Origin of the sequence: Acidovorax sp. SUPP2825, assembly GCF_030158995.1 — a bacterium.
In the GTDB taxonomy this organism is placed as follows: domain Bacteria; phylum Pseudomonadota; class Gammaproteobacteria; order Burkholderiales; family Burkholderiaceae_C; genus Paracidovorax.
Map to the genome: position 1 here is coordinate 61,539 of NZ_BQXK01000014.1, position 15,617 is coordinate 77,155.

At 67.6% G+C, this 15,617-nt stretch carries 15 protein-coding genes; 9 read left to right on the forward strand and 6 right to left on the reverse strand.

The annotated features are described in order from the left end of the window. Window positions 1-23: 23 nt before the first annotated feature. From AVAK2825_RS17600 to AVAK2825_RS17625, 6 genes are all read right to left on the reverse strand, one after another. Window positions 24-1,358, reverse strand: a complete 1,335-nt coding sequence (locus AVAK2825_RS17600) for an enolase C-terminal domain-like protein (RefSeq protein ID WP_284401231.1) — start codon at window positions 1,356-1,358, stop codon at window positions 24-26. A 49-nt stretch (window positions 1,359-1,407) separates the two neighbouring features. Then, window positions 1,408-2,376, reverse strand: a complete 969-nt coding sequence (locus AVAK2825_RS17605) for a 2-hydroxyacid dehydrogenase (RefSeq protein WP_284401233.1) — start codon at window positions 2,374-2,376, stop codon at window positions 1,408-1,410. 127 nt (window positions 2,377-2,503) lie between these two features. Then, window positions 2,504-2,962 carry a nuclear transport factor 2 family protein gene (locus tag AVAK2825_RS17610; protein ID WP_284401235.1) on the reverse strand — a complete coding sequence of 153 codons (459 nt, stop codon included), beginning with the start codon at window positions 2,960-2,962 and terminating at the stop codon, window positions 2,504-2,506. A gap of 103 nt (window positions 2,963-3,065) precedes the next feature. Beyond that, the gene (gene kdgD, locus AVAK2825_RS17615; protein WP_284401238.1) at window positions 3,066-3,977 is read right to left on the reverse strand and encodes a 5-dehydro-4-deoxyglucarate dehydratase; all 912 of its coding nucleotides are present in this window, start codon (window positions 3,975-3,977) and stop codon (window positions 3,066-3,068) included. Between the two features lie 42 nt (window positions 3,978-4,019). Continuing rightward, entirely contained in the window at window positions 4,020-4,991 is a 972-nt protein-coding gene (locus AVAK2825_RS17620; RefSeq protein ID WP_284401241.1) for a Bug family tripartite tricarboxylate transporter substrate binding protein, read from the reverse strand. Window positions 4,992-5,144: 153 nt separating this feature from the next. Continuing rightward, window positions 5,145-5,972 (reverse strand): FadR/GntR family transcriptional regulator, encoded by an 828-nt coding sequence (locus AVAK2825_RS17625; RefSeq protein ID WP_284401242.1) that lies wholly within the window; start codon window positions 5,970-5,972, stop codon window positions 5,145-5,147. A 65-nt stretch (window positions 5,973-6,037) separates the two neighbouring features. On the opposite strand from AVAK2825_RS17625, the gene AVAK2825_RS17630 reads away from it, so the two are divergent. The 9 genes from AVAK2825_RS17630 to AVAK2825_RS17670 all read left to right on the forward strand — a co-directional run bounded on the left by AVAK2825_RS17630 (window position 6,038) and on the right by AVAK2825_RS17670 (window position 15,616). Further along, window positions 6,038-6,850: an NAD-dependent epimerase/dehydratase family protein gene (locus AVAK2825_RS17630; protein ID WP_272569096.1), complete on the forward strand. Its 813-nt coding sequence runs from the start codon at window positions 6,038-6,040 to the stop codon at window positions 6,848-6,850. A gap of 5 nt (window positions 6,851-6,855) precedes the next feature. Next, window positions 6,856-7,785, forward strand: a complete 930-nt coding sequence (locus AVAK2825_RS17635) for an SMP-30/gluconolactonase/LRE family protein (protein ID WP_502870559.1) — start codon at window positions 6,856-6,858, stop codon at window positions 7,783-7,785. Between the two features lie 73 nt (window positions 7,786-7,858). Further along, on the forward strand, window positions 7,859-8,830 hold the full coding sequence (locus tag AVAK2825_RS17640) for a TRAP transporter substrate-binding protein (protein WP_284401250.1): 972 nt from the start codon (window positions 7,859-7,861) through the stop codon (window positions 8,828-8,830). 104 nt (window positions 8,831-8,934) lie between these two features. Continuing rightward, complete coding sequence (locus tag AVAK2825_RS17645; protein WP_272569100.1) at window positions 8,935-9,423, forward strand: TRAP transporter small permease; 489 nt, start codon at window positions 8,935-8,937, stop codon at window positions 9,421-9,423. An 8-nt stretch (window positions 9,424-9,431) separates the two neighbouring features. Further along, window positions 9,432-10,727, forward strand: a complete 1,296-nt coding sequence (locus AVAK2825_RS17650; RefSeq protein ID WP_272569102.1) for a TRAP transporter large permease — start codon at window positions 9,432-9,434, stop codon at window positions 10,725-10,727. A gap of 20 nt (window positions 10,728-10,747) precedes the next feature. Continuing rightward, complete coding sequence (locus AVAK2825_RS17655; RefSeq protein ID WP_284401265.1) at window positions 10,748-11,848, forward strand: lactonase family protein; 1,101 nt, start codon at window positions 10,748-10,750, stop codon at window positions 11,846-11,848. A gap of 106 nt (window positions 11,849-11,954) precedes the next feature. Further along, a complete protein-coding gene (locus AVAK2825_RS17660) occupies window positions 11,955-13,010 on the forward strand; it encodes an SMP-30/gluconolactonase/LRE family protein (RefSeq protein ID WP_502870560.1) in 1,056 nt (351 codons plus the stop codon). Between the two features lie 26 nt (window positions 13,011-13,036). Beyond that, complete coding sequence (locus tag AVAK2825_RS17665; RefSeq protein WP_284401267.1) at window positions 13,037-14,032, forward strand: Bug family tripartite tricarboxylate transporter substrate binding protein; 996 nt, start codon at window positions 13,037-13,039, stop codon at window positions 14,030-14,032. A 204-nt stretch (window positions 14,033-14,236) separates the two neighbouring features. Beyond that, the gene (locus tag AVAK2825_RS17670) at window positions 14,237-15,616 is read left to right on the forward strand and encodes a PQQ-dependent sugar dehydrogenase (protein WP_284401270.1); all 1,380 of its coding nucleotides are present in this window, start codon (window positions 14,237-14,239) and stop codon (window positions 15,614-15,616) included. The last annotated feature ends 1 nt before the right edge of the window (window position 15,617 follow it).

A 15,617-nucleotide genomic window follows, 5' to 3' on the forward strand; every position in this document is an offset into this window, starting at 1 on the left:
GCAGTTTAGGCCAGCCTTGCGGGTCAGCGAACGAGGCAAGGACGCTTGGGATCGAACTTCCAGCCGGCGTGAAGGTACTGCATCGCGATGCTGTCGTCGCGTGCGCCCAGCCCATGCTGGAGATAGAGCTGGTGCGCGCGCTCCACGGCCGCCATGTCGAGCTGAACGCCCAGGCCCGGGGTGGTCGGCACGGTCACATGCCCGTCCACGATCTGCAGCGGCGATTGTGTCAGGCCCTGGCCATCCTGCCAGATCCAGTGGGTGTCGATGGCCGTGACCTTGCCCGGGGCCGCAGCCGCCACATGCGTGAACATGGCCAGCGACACGTCGAAATGGTTGTTGGAGTGCGAACCCCAGGTCAGGCCCCAGTCTCGGCAGGTCTGGGCCACGCGCACCGAGCCGGCCATGGTCCAGAAGTGCGGGTCGGCCAGTGGAATGTCGACCGACTGGAGCGAGAGCGCATGCACCATCTGGCGCCAGTCGGTGGCCACCATGTTGGTGGCCGTGGGCAACCCGGTGGCGCGGCGGAACTCGGCCATGATCTCGCGGCCCGAAAAGCCGTCTTCGGCACCGCAGGGGTCTTCCGCATAGGCGAGCACGCCGTGCAGGTCCCGGCACAGGCGAACGGCGTCCTTGAGCAGCCAGCCGCCGTTGGGGTCGAGGGTAACGCGCGCCTTGGGAAAGCGCTCATGCAGCGCCCGAATGGCCAGGACTTCGTCCTCGCCGCGCAGCACGCCCCCCTTGAGCTTGAAGTCGTTGAAACCATAGCGTGCGTGCGCGGCCTCGGCCTGGCGCACGATGGTCTCGGGCGTGAGGGCCTGCAGATGGCGCACGCGGCTCCAATCGCTCTCGGTGGCATCCACATCCTGGGCGCGCACGTAGGGCAGATCGGTTTGGCCGGCATCGCCCACGAAGAACAGGTAGCCGAGCATTTCCACGCGGTCGCGCTGCTGGCCTTCTCCGAGCAGTGCGGCCACCGGCACGCCCAGGTGCTGGCCCAGCAAGTCGAGCAAGGCCGACTCCACGGCGGTGACGGCGTGGATGGCGATGCGCAGGTCGAACGTCTGCAGGCCGCGTCCGCCGCTGTCGCGCCCTGCGAGGGCGGCCTGCACCCGCTGCAGCAGCGCCAGATGGTTGCCCACCGGCTGCCCGACGAGCAGGGGCCGGACATCTTCCAGGGCCTGCCGGATCTTTTCGCCACCCGGCACTTCGCCCACTCCGGTGCGCCCGGCACTGTCGGTGAGGATGAACAGGTTGCGGGTGAAGAACGGGGCGTGCGCGCCGCTCAGGTTGAGCAGCATGCCGTCGCGCCCGGCGACCGGAATGACGCGGACTTCGGTGACGGTAGGGGTGTGCATGGCAGTGGGCATGGGTGTAGGCTTCGGAGAGTGGCGGAGCGAAGTGGGTTCAAGCTGTGCCGGTGCCGGGCACCGGGGCGCGGACAGCACCTGTGGCATAGAAGGCGTGCAGGTTGTCCAGCACCATGTCGGCCATGGCGCGGCGGGTTTCATGGGTGGCGCTGGCGGTGTGCGGTGTCAGCACCACGTTGTCCAGCGCCAGAAGCGCGGCTGGTACCGATGGTTCGTTTTCGAATACGTCGAGGCCCGCACCCGCGATGCGGCGTTCTGCCAGAGCGTCGATCAGGGCGGCCTCATCGATCACGCTGCCCCGTGCCACGTTGATCAGAAAACCGCGGGGGCCGAGGGCCTCCAGCACGGCCCGATCGACCAGATGGCGGGTTTCCGCCCCTCCGGCCACGGTCAGCACCAGGTAGTCGGCCCATCGGGCCAGTTCCAGCAACGAGTCGAAATAGGGCAGGGCGGACTGGGCGCTGGGCCGGCGGTTGTGGTAGCCGACCTCCATGCAAAAGCCCGAGGCCCGTTCGGCCACGGCCTGTCCGATGCGGCCCATGCCGACGAGCCCCAACCGCTTGCCGGACACCCGGGTCTGGGGCGCGAACCGGGCGGTGGTCCAGTCGCCGCGCCGCACGAAGCGGTCGCTGGCGCTGACGCCGCGCGACACATCCAGCAGCAGGGCAAAGGCCAGGTCGGCCACGCAATCGTTCAGCACGCCGGGGGTGTAGCCCACCTGGATCCCCCGCGCGCTGGCGGCCGCGATGTCCAGCGCGTCGAAGCCCACGCCGAAGCTGCTGATGACCTGCAAACGCGGCAAGGCGTCGATCACTTCGCGTTTCAGTCCAATGGATGCGGAGGTGACCACGCCGGTGAAATCAGCGCCGCGTTCGGCAAGGAAAGCGGCGGGATCGGGTTGGTCGGACAGGCAAACGATGTCGAACTGCGCAGCCAGGTCGGCTTCGAGCGCCGGCAAGGGCAGGCGGGCGATTTGCAGAAGGCGGGGCCGGGGTGTGGTGCTCATGGGCGGGGATGGTACGGCGCCGCATCCAGGGCCTCGGGTTGCAGGCCGGTGTGAAAGCGGTCGCAGGGAGCAAAAAGGATCGAAGCCCCAGAAGAAAGCCGCACAAACGGCCTTCTCGTGGGGGGGCTCAGGGCGCTGCGCGGACGGCCTGGCGGGCCAGCAGCTTCCAGTCGGCGCCTTGCTTTTGCCAGACGCCCAGGATCTTGATCTGCACCTTGCCGGGCTTGCCCGAATCGTTGGTATCGGCCGTCAGGGTGTGGCGGACGATGGCCACGTCGCCAACCACCTTGATGGTCTGGTCGCTGATGACGATGGTGACGAAGTCGGACTTGCCGTCGAGCAGGTCGCTGATGAAGCTGGCCTTGGTGTCCACCCGGCCTCCCGAGTGGCCATAGCTCAGGTCGTCTGCGACGAGCTGGTTCAGTGCGGCGGGGGACGGGTCGATCATGGCGATCCGCAGGCGCTCGGCCGCGGTGGCGACCGACTGCGGCGCATCGGTGCCCGCGCCGGCCGGTGCCGTGGCGCAGCCGCCCAGGGCCAGCAGGGTGACGGCCGTGGCCGCGGCCAGGAACAGTTTCTTGTACATCTCTTGTCTCCGTTGTGGTGTGGTTTTATGGATGCCCCGTGCGGATGGCTTGACCCACCGGCGCCCGTGCACGGCCGGGCGCCGGATCTTCAGCCGCGGCGCCTTATTGCGGGCCGAGCTTGTCGATGAGTGCCTTGAGTTCCTGCATTTCGCCGGGCTTGAGGTCCGTGAGCGGGGCGCGCACGGGGCCGGCGTCGTGGCCGACGATCTTCGCGCCGGCCTTGACAATGCTGACGGCATAGCCGGCCATGCGGTTGCGCAGTTCGAGGTAAGGCATGAAGAACTCGCGCAGCAGGTGGTGCTGCGTCGCCAGATCGTCGTTCGCCACGGCCTTGTAGAAGTCCATCGCCGTCTTGGGGATGAAGTTGAACACGGCCGACGAGTACACCGGCGTGCCCAGTGCCTTGTAGGCCGCGGCATATACCTCGGCGGTCGGCAGGCCGCCCAGGTAGGCGAAGCGGTCGCCCATCTTCATGTAGATGGAGTTCATCAGCTCGATGTCGCCCACGCCGTCCTTGAAGCCCACCAGGTTGGCGTTTCGTTCGGCCAGGCGTGCCAGCGTTTCGGGAGTGAAGCGGCTCTGGCCGCGGTTGTAGACGATCACGCCGAACTTCACGTTCTTGCACACCTCTTCGACGTGCGCGGCCAGGCCTTCCTGGCCGGCTTCCGTGAGGTAGTGCGGCAGCAGCAGGATGCCGTGGGCGCCGGCCTTCTCGGCCGCCTGGGCGCACTGGATGGCAAAGCGGGTGGGGCCGCCGGCGCCGGCGATGATCGGCACCTTGCCGCGGCAGGTGTCCACGGCGGTCTTGATGATGCCGGGGTACTCGTCCGCCGTGAGCGAGAAGAACTCACCTGTGCCGCCTGCCGCGAACAAAGCGCTGGCACCGTAGGGGGCCAGCCATTCCAGGCGCTCCGCGTAGCCCTTGGCGTTGAATTGGCCCTGGGCGTCGAAGTCCGTGAGCGGGAACGACAGGAGGCCGGAGCCCATGATGGTCTTGAGTTCTTGAGGTTGCATGGCGGTACGGGGTAGTGGGTGGAAAAAGGGAAAAGTGAAAAATCAGTCGAGCCGGATCTGCGCCGCCGACACCACACTGGCCCAGCGTGCGCGCTCCTTCTCGAAGAACTTGTCCTGCTCGGCGGCGGCCATGGTCACGACCTCGGCGCCCTGGCCCGCGAGGCGAGAGCGGATTTCCGGCGTGCGGATGACGGAGATGAGGGCCGTGTTCAGGCGCTGCACGATCGGATCGGGCGTGCCGCGCGGCACGAGGATGCCTTGCCAGGTGCCGGACTCGAAGCCGGGGATGCCCTGCTCGGCGATGGTGGGCACATCGGCCAGCAGCGGCATGCGCGTAGCCTTGGACAGCGCCAGCACCTTGAGCTTGCCGCTCTGCACGTGGGGCAGGGTGGCGAGCATGCCGTTCATCAGCACCTGGGTCTGGCCGGCCATCGTGTCCTGGATGGCGGTCACTCCGCCCTTGTAAGGCACATATTGCCAGCGGGCGCCACTGGCGCGCTCCAGCGCCACGCCGGCCAGGTGCGGTGCGCTGCCCGTGGCGGTGACGGCGAAATTCAGGTCGGCCGTCTTGGACAGGGCGATCAGTTCCTTCAGGTTGTTGGCGGGCACGGACGGGTGCACCACCAGCATGTGCGGCGAGTAGGCCAGCATGGTCGCGCCACGCAGGTCCTTGGAGGGGTTGAATGGCAGCTTGGTATAGACCGAGGGGCTGATGGCCAGCGCCCCCACGTCGCACAGCAGCATGGTGTAGCCGTCGGGCTGCGCCTTGGCGACGAAGTCGGCGCCCAGGTTTCCGTTGGCGCCGGGCTTGTTTTCCACGATGACGTTCTGCTTGAGCAGGTCCGACAGCGGCTGGCTGATGGCGCGCGCAATGATGTCCGAACTGCCGCCGGGCGGGTAGGGCACGATGAGTCGCAACGTTTTGGTGGGCCAATTGGCGGTCTGGCCCATGGCCGTGGTGCTGGCCAGGGCGGCGGCACCATAGACCATGGCGTGGCGGCGGTTCAAAGTCATTGCATGTCTCCTTGCTTGGGTTGGATCATTTTTTGTTGTACGTCATCATACAACTTAAAAATAGCAAGGCACAAGCGCCGGAGGATGCTTTTCCGCGGCTCTTCGGGTTAACGATGACCCGCGCTGCCCGGCCTTTGGACCGGTGGCTGGGTTTCAGGCTTCGGGTGTGGCGGCGGGGGCTTGCACCGGAGCCGGCGGGCTCTTGGCCGCCTCCTGCGCGAGGCGCAGGCGCTCGCGGCTGTTGGTGAGGTGGATGCGCATGGCCGCGCGCGCCGACTCGGGGTCCTTGCGAGCGATGGCCGAATAGATCTCTTCGTGCTCGCGGTTCACCCGGCTCAGGTATTCGTGGCCCCGGACCGCGTTGCGGATGCCCGAGATGCGGGTGCGCGGAATCAGCGTGGTGCCCAGGTGGTTCATGATGTCGGCGAAGTACGGGTTGCCCGTCGCCTCGGCGATCTGCAGGTGGAAGCGGAAGTCGTGCCCCACCGTGTCGCCGCCCATGGCCACGTTGCGCTCGAAGTCGTCCAGCGCCTGGCGCATGGCCTGCAGGTGCGTTTCGCTGCGGCGCATGGCCGCGAGGCCGGCCGATTCGGTTTCCAGGCTGATGCGCAGCTCCAGCACGGCCAGAACGTCCACCGACGCCGTGAGTTCGGACGGGTCCAGCCGGAACACGCCGCCGGCACGCGGGGGCAGCACGAAGGTGCCGATGCCGTGCCGCGTTTCCACGAGGCCGGCGGCCTGCAGCTTGGACAGGGCCTCGCGCACCACGGTGCGGCTCACGTCGTGGGCGCGCATGATTTCCGATTCGGTGGGCAGCTTGTCGCCCGGCGTCAGCAGCCGGTCGCGGATCTTTCCAGAGAAGTCTTCGACCACGGCGTTGGCCAGTCCGCGAGCGCGCCGGACCGGGGCCGGGGACAGGTTCGGGGCCGTTGATTCGGTGGGGGCGGGGTATGCGGGTAATCCCTTTATCGGTGCGGCCATGGCGGTGATGATAATCGCTGAACGTTGTATGACAACATATGACAAATACTAGCCAGAGGAGCTTCATGAGCCAGCCGTCCCGTTTACCCCGTCTTCTTTTGACCGGCGCCGCAGGCGGCCTGGGCCAGGTCTTGCGCGAAAGATTGCGCCCGTATGCCGAGGTGCTGCGGCTGTCCGACATCTCCACCCTGGCCCCGTCGCGCGGCCCCGATGAAGAAGTAGTGCCCTGCGATCTGGCCGACAAGGCTGCGGTGGACGCGCTGGTGGCTGGCTGCGACGCCATCGTGCACCTGGGCGGGGTATCGGTCGAGCGGCCTTTCGAGCAGATCCTGGAAGCCAACATCAAGGGCGTGTTCCACATCTACGAAGGCGCGCGTCGCCACGGCGTGCGCCGCGTGGTGTTCGCCAGCTCCAACCATGTGACGGGCTTTTACCGCCAGGACGAGCGCATCGACGCCAACGCCCGTCGCCGGCCCGACGGCTATTACGGCCTGTCCAAGTCGTTCGGCGAAGACATGGCGAGCTTCTATTTCGACCGCTACGGCATCGAGACGGTGAGCCTGCGCATCGGCTCCTCTTTCCCTGCGCCGCGCGACCGCCGCATGATGAGTTCCTGGCTGAGCTACGACGACCTCACCCAGCTCGTCGAAAAGGCCCTGTTCACCCCGGACGTGGGCCACACCGTGGTGTATGGCGCCTCCGCCAACCGCGATCTGTGGTGGGACAACCATGCGGCAGCGCACCTGGGATTCACGCCCAAGGACAGCTCCGAACCCTTTCGTGCCCAGGTCGAGGCCCAGCCCGCACCCGCGCCGACCGACCCGGCCGCCATCTACCAGGGCGGGGCCTTCACGGCCCAGGGCCCGTTCGAAGGATGACTGCCGTGAACGCCAGCGCGGAACTGGTGCTGGATGCGCGCTGCGCGACGGGCGAGAGCCCGGTGTGGCGCGCGGCCGAGCAGGCGCTGTACTGGGCCGACATTCCCCAGGGCGTGCTGCACCGCTGGTCCGCACAGACCGGCGAGCAGGCGCAGTGGAAGGCACCCGAGATGGTCGCCTGCATCGCACCCTGGGGCTGGCAGCCCGGCCGATGGCTTGCCGGTTTGGAAAGCGGCTGGTTCCAGCTCGACCTGCCACAGGGCGGTGCCGCATCCGGCACGCTGCAGGCGCAGCGCCTGGCCACGGCCGACCACGCCCGGGCGGGCATGCGCTTCAACGACGGCCGCTGTGACCGCCAGGGACGGTTCATCGCCGGCACCATGCTGCAGGACATGGGCGCCGCCGCCCGCGTGGGCAAGGTGTACCGGTTCGGTGCGCAGGAGATGGCGGCCGGCGCGGGCACCGACTTGGCGCTGGGCGATTTGATCGTGCCCAACGGCATCGCTTTCAGTCCCGACGGGCGCACGATGTACCTGTCCGATTCGCACCCCCAGGTGCAGGCGATCTGGGCCTTCGACTACGACACCGAGACCGGCACGCCGAGCCGCCGGCGCCTGTTCGCCGACATGAATCCGCTGCCCGGGCGCCCCGATGGCGCGGCGATCGATGTGGACGGTGGCTACTGGATCTGCGGCAACGACGCGGGCCTGGTGCACCGCTTCACCCCCGATGGCCGGCTCGACCGGTCCCTGGCCGTGCCGGTGAAAAAGCCCGCCATGTGCGCCTTCGGCGGCCCGCAGCTCGACACGCTGTACGTCACCTCCATCCGCCCCGCAGGCGTGGACCTGTCGGACCAGCCGTTGGCCGGCGGTGTCTTCGCATTGCGCCCGGGTACGCAGGGCGTGCCGGAGCCAGAATTCACCGCCCCTGTCTGAACGGGGCCTGGGTCCCTCTACCGATTTCTCCCCCAAAACGTATTTCCAACAGCAAAAGAGACGAGGCAGACAAATGAAATTCCTGAAGACCACCCTGGCCACCCTGGCCGCACTCACATTGGGCTTCGGCGCCGCGCAGGCCACCGAGCTGCGCTCCGCGGACATCCACCCTGACGACTACCCGACCGTGACGGCGGTCAAGTTCATGGGCGAGCGCCTGAAAGCCCTGTCGGGCGGCAAGCACACCATCAAGGTGTTCAACAACGGCGCCCTGGGCAGCGAGAAGGACACCATCGAGCAGGCCAAGATCGGCGCCCTGCAACTGGTGCGCATCAACATCGGCGCGATGAACAACATCTGCCCCGAGACCGTGGTGCCCACGATGCCGTTCCTGTTCCGCTCGGTCGAGCATCTGCACAAGGTGCTGGACGGCCCGATCGGCGAGGAAATCCTCAAGGCCTGCGAAAAGCAGGGCTTCGTGGGCCTGGCCTACTACGACAGCGGCGCCCGCTCGATGTTCACCGCCAAGAAGCCCGTGCGCAGCTTCGCCGACATGAAGGGCCTGAAAGTGCGCGTGCAGCAGTCCGACCTGTGGGTGTCGATGCTGGAGGCGATGGGCGCCAACGCCACCCCCATGCCCATGGGCGAGGTGTACACGGGCCTCAAGACCGGCCTGATCGACGCGGCCGAGAACAACTATCCCACGTACGAGAGCTCGCGTTCGTTCGAGGTGGCCAAGTACTACACCAAGACCGAGCACTCCATGGCCCCCGAGATGCTGCTGTTCTCCAAGCGCGCCTGGGACCGCCTGTCGCCCGAAGAGCAGGGCTGGATCCGCCAGGCCGCCAAGGAGTCGGTGCCCTACATGCGCAAGCAATGGGCCGAACGCGAGATCAAGTCGCTGGCGACGGTAAAGGCCGGCGGTGCCGAGATCATCGAAATCGACAAGGCCCCGTTCCAGGCCGCCATGAAGCCGGTGTACGACAAGTTCATCCCGGACGCCAAGCTCAAGGACCTGGTCAAGCGCGTTCAGGACACCCAGTAAGTCCCTTTCTGCCCACTTCCTGAAGTGGGCTTTTTTTGCTCTTAAATCAATAGCATGGTGCCCTAGTGAATATTGTGCCGGGGGCCTTTTTTACTCATAACAACATGTATACCCAAATTTGCCGCACGCTCGCCCGCGTCTGCATGTGGCTGGGCATCCTCGGCCTGGTCGCAGTGATCTGCGCCGTGAGCTGGCAGGTGTTCGGACGCTATGTGCTCAACAACACGCCCACCTGGGCGGAAAGCCTGGCCCTGCTGCTGGTGATCTACGTCACCATGTTCGGCGTGGCCGTGGGCGTGCGCGATGCCGGCCACATCGGGCTCGAATCGTTCCTGGTGCTGGCGCCCGACTGGCTGCGCCTGAAGATGGAATACCTCATCCACGCGCTGGTGCTCGTGTTCGGCGCCGTGATGGCCTACAGCTGCGCGTCGCTCGCGCAGTCGGTGTGGGACTACCGGCTGCCCACGCTGTGGATCTCCGAAGGTTGGAAATACGTGCCGGCCGCGATCGCCGGCGTCCTGATCGTGATGTTCTCGATCGAACACATCATCGCGCTGGCCCAGGGCCGCGAAGTCGAACCCGCCTGGGGCTGAGAAAAACCATGACCGTGCCACTTTTGATCCTGAGCGTGTCGTTCACGCTGTTCCTGCTGCTGGGCGTGCCCGTGGCGTTTTCCATCGGCCTGTCGGCCCTGGCCACCCTGCTGTACGAAGGCCTGCCCCTGGAGGTCGGCTTCCAGCAGATGACCTCGGGCATGGGCATCTTCTCGTTCCTGGCGATTCCGTTCTTCATCTTCGCGGGCGAACTGATGCTGTACGGCGGCATCGCCGACCGCATCGTCAACTTCGCGCGCAACCTGGTGGGCCACGTGCGCGGCGGGCTGGGCATGTCCAACGTGGTGGCCTGCACGCTGTTCGGCGGCGTCTCGGGCTCGCCGGTGGCGGACGTGTCGGCCATGGGCGCCGTGATGATCCCGATGATGAAGAAGGAGGGCTACCACGCCGACTACGCCGTCAACGTGACGACGCACGCGGCGCTGGTGGGGGCGCTCATGCCCACCAGCCACAACCTCATCATCTATTCGCTGGCGGCCGGCGGCAAGGTGTCCATCGCGGCGCTGATCCTCGCGGCGCTGATTCCCGCGCTGGTGCTCACCATCAGCAACCTGGCCGCGGCCTACCTTGTGGCCGTCAAGCGCGGCTACCCCGCGGGCACGTTCCCGGGCTGGCAGATCGTCGGGCGTTCGTTCGCCGCCGCGCTGCCGGGGCTGTTCATCGTCGTGCTGATCCTGGGGGGCATTCTTTCGGGCATCTTCACCGCCACCGAATCGGCGGCCGTGGCCGTGCTGTATGCGCTGGGCCTGACCGTGTTCCTGTACCGCACGCTGAAGTGGGAGCACTTCATCAAGGCGGCCTCGAAGGCGGTGCGCACCACGGGCGTGATCCTGCTGCTGATCGGCATCTCCAGCACCTTCGGCTACCTCATCAGCCTGTACGGCGTGGCCGAACTCACGGGCCAGATGCTGTCGCAGGTGACCAGCACGCCATGGGTGATCTTCCTGCTGATCAACATCATCCTGTTCGTGCTGGGCACCTTCCTGGATATGGCGGCCACCATCTTGCTGTGCACGCCGATCTTCCTGCCCATCGCCCAGCACTACGGCATGAGCTCGGTGCAGTTCGGCATCGTCATGCTGATCAACTGCGCGCTGGGCCTGAACACGCCGCCCGTGGGCACCACCCAGTTCGTGGGCTGCGCGATCGGCGGCGTGTCGGTGGGCACGGTGATGCGCACGATCTGGCCTTTCTACGGCGCGCTGATCTTCGCGCTGGCCCTCGTGACCTTCGTGCCGGCCTTCTCGACCTGGCTGCCCAGCATGTTCATGGTGGTCAAGTGACCCCGGAAAGAGAGCGATCCATGGCGATTTCTTCTTCCTTTCTGCGCGCGGTGGCGTTGGCCCCCGTGGCCGCCGCCACGCTGATGGCGGCCAGCGGCGCGGCCTCGGCCGCCACCTGGGTCTATGTGTCGAACGCCGACAGCCAGGACGTGTCGGTGTACGAGCTGGACCGCGCCGCCGGCAAACTCCAGCCGGTGGAGACCGTGCCCGTGGGCGGCCAGGCCATGCCCATGGCGGTCTCGCCCAACAAGCGCCAGCTGTACGTGGCGCTGCGCTCGCAGCCTTTCCGCGTGGTGACGCTGGCCATCGATCCGGCCAGCGGCCGCCTGAAGAAGCAGGGCGAGGCCGCCCTGGCGGACAGCATGGCCAACATCGACACCGATGCCACCGGCCGCTGGCTGTTCGCCGCGTCCTACCCGGGCCACAAGATCACCGTCAACAGCATCGACAAGGACGGGCTGGTGGGCGCGGTGCAGCAGCTCATTCCCACGGCGCCCAACGCGCACGCCATCCATGCCGACGCGGCCAACCGCTACGTGTTCGCCACCAGCCTGGGCGGTGACCATCTGTCGAGCTGGCGCTTCGACGCCGCCACCGGAAAGCTGACCGCCAACGAGCCGGCGCTGACCGCGGTGGCCCCGGAAAAGGCCGGCCCGCGCCACTTCGTCTGGGACAAGGCGCAGCGGTACATGTACGTGGTGGACGAGCTGGACGCGGCCCTGCACGTGATGGCATACGACGCCGAGCGCGGCACGCTGCGCGAGGTGCAGCGCACCACCACCTTGCCCCCGGGCTTCACCGGCAAGCCCTGGGCGGCCGACCTGCACCTGTCGCCCGATGGGCGCACGCTGTATGCGTCCGAGCGCACGTCGAGCACGCTGTCCACCTTCCGCGTCGATGCGGCCACCGGGCAGCTCGAGCCGCTCGGCCAGGTGCCCACCGAGAAGTCGCCGCGCGGCTTTGCCGTCGATTCCTCGGGGCGCTTCCTGATCGCGGCGGGGCAGGACTCGCACAGCGTGTCGCTGCACCCCATCGATCCAGCCACCGGGGTGCCGGGCACGCCCACGCGCGTGGCGGCGGGCAAGAACCCCAACTGGGTCGAGATCGTCGATCTGCCTTGAGGCATTGACGCCTTGGTGCGTGGGCACGCATGCGCCTGCCCGCCCGCGCGGCCTCGGGGCATGTGGCCCGCCGCGCTTCCTGAAAACACGACCGGAGACAAAACCCATGCAAAGAGCGACACAAGACGCCGCCCCCCAGACCCCGCCATCACGCCGCCGTTTCATGGCCGGCGCGCTGGCCGCCACGGCCACGGGCCTCGCGCAGGCCCAGGCGTTCGACTTCAAGCCGCAGCAGCGCTACCCCGATCCCTCGGTGCAGATCCTGGATCCGTCGTTCGCCAAGTACCGCCTGTTCAGCAGCAGCGTGGAGCAGATCGCCACGGGCTTTCGCTGGGTCGAAGGCCCGGTGTGGTTCGGCGATGGGCGCTACCTGCTGTTTTCCGACATCCCCAACAACCGCATCGTGCGCTGGGACGAGGCCACGGGGCAGACCGGCGTGTTCCGCCAGCCCTCCAACTTCTCTAACGGCCTGGGCCGCGACCGCCAGGGCCGGCTGCTGGCGTGTGAGCACCTGACCCGCCGCGTGACCCGCACCGAGTACGACGGCAGCATCACCGTGCTGGCCGACCGCTTCGAGGGCAAGCGCCTGAATTCACCCAACGACATCGTCTGCCCGAGCGACGGCTCGGTCTGGTTCACCGACCCGCCGTTCGGCATCGGCGGCCACTGGGAGGGCGACAAGGCCGTCTCCGAGCTCCCGCATGCGCTGTACCGCATCGATCCGTCCGGCCGGCTGGACCGCGTGCTGGAGGCGCGCTTTCCCAACGGGCTGGCATTCACGCCGGACGAAAAGCAGCTCTACCTCGTGGCGCGCACGGCCGACAACCGCCGCCAGATCGTGCGCTACGACGTCACCGCCCGCCAGGGGCTGGCCAACCCGACCGTGCTGATCGAGGGCGGGGCGGGCGCGCTGGACGGATTCAAGGTCGATGAAGACGGCAACCTGTGGTGCGGCTGGGGCAGCACGGGCGCGGCCGACTCGGTCGCCGCGGACCTGGACGGCGTGATGGTGTTCAACCCGTCTGGCAAGGCCATCGGCCATATCCGCCTGCCCGAGCGCTGCCCGAACCTCGTCTTCGGCGGCCCCAAGAAAAACCGCCTCTTCATGGCCAGCAGCCACTCGATTTATTCGCTCTACGTGGAAACGCGCGGAGCGGTCTGATTTTTCAAAACCAGGAGACAACGCACATGCAACGCAGAACCTTCATCGCCGCCGCGGCCGCTGCGGCCGCCGCCGGCAGCTTCATCGGCCTGCCAGCCTTCGCGCAGGGCACCTGGCCCACCGGCAAGACCATCACCTACCTCGTACCGTTCGCGGCGGGCGGCACCACCGACACGCTGGGCCGGCTGATCAGCCAGCAGCTGGGCACTGCCCTGGGCACGACCGTGGTGGTGGACAACAAGGGTGGGGCGGGCGGCAGCGTCGGCTCGGAAATCGCGGCCCGCGCGGCACCGGACGGCTACACGCTTCTGGGCGGCACCATCAGCTCACACGCCATCAACGTGAGCCTGTACCCGAAGCTGGGCTACGACCCGGTGAAGTCATTCGCGCCCGTCACGCTCATCGGCACCAACCCGGTGGTGCTGGTGGTGGCGGCCAGCAGCCCCTACAAAACGCTGAAGGACGTGCTGGACGCTGCCCGCGGCAAGTCGGGCGGCCTGTCGTCGGCCTCCGCCGGCACCGGCACCTCGCAGCATCTGGCGCTGGAGCTGCTGGCCTACAAGTCGGGCGTGAAGTTCACCCACGTACCGTACAAGGGCAGCGGCCCGGCCATCCAGGACGTGATCGGGGGGCAGGTGGACATGATGTTTGACACCACCGTCGTGGCCGCGCCGCACATCCAGAGCGGCAAGCTGCGCGCCATTGCCGTCACCTCGGCCAAGCGCCTGGGCTCGATGCCTGATGTACCCACCGTGGCCGAATCCGGCTTGAAGGGCCTGGCCGATTTCGAGGTGCAGTCGTGGCAGGCCATCTTCGTGCCCGCCGGTACGCCCGAGCCGGTCGTGACCCGCCTGCACACTGAGATCCGCAAGATCCTCGCGCAGCCGGACATGCAGACCCGCCTCAAGAGCTTCGGCATGGAGCCGGCCGACATGACGACCGCGCAGATCGCCACCTTCCAGAAGGCCGAAGTTGCCAAGTGGGCGCAGGTGATCAAGGCCGCCAACATCAAGGTGGACTGACGCCGCGCTGTGACGTGACCCGGCCCGGTGCCCTGGCGCCCTGGCGCCCGGGCCCGCTGCATGCCGGGGAGGGGATGGGAGACCTGTCTGGCGCGTTCGCGCCCATGGCTGACAGGGGCGGTAGTACCGGCGCGGCACACTGGCCCGCATCGCGGCGCATCTGCCGCGATCGGCACCCCAACAGCACAGAAGGCAGGTTCCCCCATGCACGCGCAACGCTCCCATCTCCCCCCGTTTTCAACCGCCCGCTGGCCTGTCGCCGTCCTGGGCTGCGCGCTGGCCGGGGCCCTGGCCGGCTGCGGCGATACGGCACGGCTGCCGCCCGAGGCCGGCGTGGGCCCGTCGCCCACGCTGCCCGAACCCCACAAGACCCTGATCCCCACCGTTCACATCGCACCCGCCAAGGGTTGGCCCGACGGCATGCAGCCCACGCCCATGGCGGGCATGCAGGTCACCGCGCTGGCTAAGGGGCTGGACCATCCGCGCTGGGTGTACGTGCTGCCCAACGGCGACGTGCTGGTCGCGGAGAGCAACACGCCGGCCAAGCCCAAGGAAGACCAGGGGCTGGTGAAGAACGTGCGCAACTGGGTCATGGGCAAGGTCATGGGCCGCGCGGGCTCGGGCGCGCCATCGGCCGACCGCATCACCTTGCTGCGCGACACCGACGGCGACGGCGTCGCGGAAACCCGCAGCGTGTTCCTGCAGGGCCTGCATTCCCCGTTCGGCATGGCGCTGGTGGGGGGCGATTTCTACGTCGCCAACACCGATGCGGTGGTGCGCTTTCCGTACACGGCGGGCCAGACCACCATCACGGCACCGGCCACCAAGGTGGTGGACCTTCCCGGCCTGCCGTTCAACCACCACTGGACCAAGAACCTCATCGCCAGCCCGGACGGCAGCAAGCTTTATGTGACGGTGGGCTCCAACAGCAACGTGGCCGAGAACGGCATTGAGGCCGAGCAAGGCCGCGCCGCCATCTGGGAGGTGGACCGCACCAGCGGCGCCCACCGCATCTTCGCCAGCGGCCTGCGCAATCCGAACGGCCTGGGCTGGGCCCCCGGCAGCGGCGCGCTGTGGACGGTGGTGAACGAACGCGACGAGATCGGCAGCGACCTCGTGCCCGACTACCTCACCTCGGTGAAGGAGGGCGCGTTCTACGGGTGGCCCTACAGCTACTACGGCCAGCATGTGGATGTGCGGGTGAAACCACCCCAGCCGGACCAGGTCGCCAAAGCCATCGCACCCGACTATGCGCTGGGCAGCCACGTGGCGCCCCTGGGGCTGGCCTTCTCGGGCCCGCCATCGGCGGGCAACGGATTGCCGCGGCAGCTGGCCCAGGGGGCCTTCGTGGGCCTGCACGGCTCGTGGAACCGCAAGCCGCGCAGTGGCTACAAGGTGGTCTTCGTGCCCTTCGAAAACGGCCAGCCCAAGGGCCAGCCGATTGACGTGCTGACCGGGTTCCTCAGCCCCGAAGGCGATGCCTATGGCCGTCCCGTCGGCGTGGCGCTGGATGCGCGCGGCGGGCTGCTGGTGGCCGATGACGTGGGAAACGCCATCTGGCGGGTTTCGGGCACGCCCCGATAGG

Excerpts from the sequence above, each read along its gene's own strand:
- AVAK2825_RS17600 (WP_284401231.1), bottom strand. The coding sequence starts at position 1,358 with ATGCACACCCCTACCGTCACCGAAGTCCGCGTCATTCCGGTCGCCGGG.
- AVAK2825_RS17605 (WP_284401233.1), bottom strand. The coding sequence starts at position 2,376 with ATGAGCACCACACCCCGGCCCCGCCTTCTGCAAATCGCCCGCCTGCCC.
- AVAK2825_RS17610 (WP_284401235.1), bottom strand. The coding sequence starts at position 2,962 with ATGTACAAGAAACTGTTCCTGGCCGCGGCCACGGCCGTCACCCTGCTG.
- kdgD (WP_284401238.1), bottom strand. The coding sequence starts at position 3,977 with ATGCAACCTCAAGAACTCAAGACCATCATGGGCTCCGGCCTCCTGTCG.
- AVAK2825_RS17620 (WP_284401241.1), bottom strand. The coding sequence starts at position 4,991 with ATGACTTTGAACCGCCGCCACGCCATGGTCTATGGTGCCGCCGCCCTG.
- AVAK2825_RS17625 (WP_284401242.1), bottom strand. The coding sequence starts at position 5,972 with ATGGCCGCACCGATAAAGGGATTACCCGCATACCCCGCCCCCACCGAA.
- AVAK2825_RS17630 (WP_272569096.1), top strand. The coding sequence starts at position 6,038 with ATGAGCCAGCCGTCCCGTTTACCCCGTCTTCTTTTGACCGGCGCCGCA.
- AVAK2825_RS17640 (WP_284401250.1), top strand. The coding sequence starts at position 7,859 with ATGAAATTCCTGAAGACCACCCTGGCCACCCTGGCCGCACTCACATTG.
- AVAK2825_RS17645 (WP_272569100.1), top strand. The coding sequence starts at position 8,935 with ATGTATACCCAAATTTGCCGCACGCTCGCCCGCGTCTGCATGTGGCTG.
- AVAK2825_RS17650 (WP_272569102.1), top strand. The coding sequence starts at position 9,432 with ATGACCGTGCCACTTTTGATCCTGAGCGTGTCGTTCACGCTGTTCCTG.
- AVAK2825_RS17655 (WP_284401265.1), top strand. The coding sequence starts at position 10,748 with ATGGCGATTTCTTCTTCCTTTCTGCGCGCGGTGGCGTTGGCCCCCGTG.
- AVAK2825_RS17660 (WP_502870560.1), top strand. The coding sequence starts at position 11,955 with ATGCAAAGAGCGACACAAGACGCCGCCCCCCAGACCCCGCCATCACGC.
- AVAK2825_RS17665 (WP_284401267.1), top strand. The coding sequence starts at position 13,037 with ATGCAACGCAGAACCTTCATCGCCGCCGCGGCCGCTGCGGCCGCCGCC.
- AVAK2825_RS17670 (WP_284401270.1), top strand. The coding sequence starts at position 14,237 with ATGCACGCGCAACGCTCCCATCTCCCCCCGTTTTCAACCGCCCGCTGG.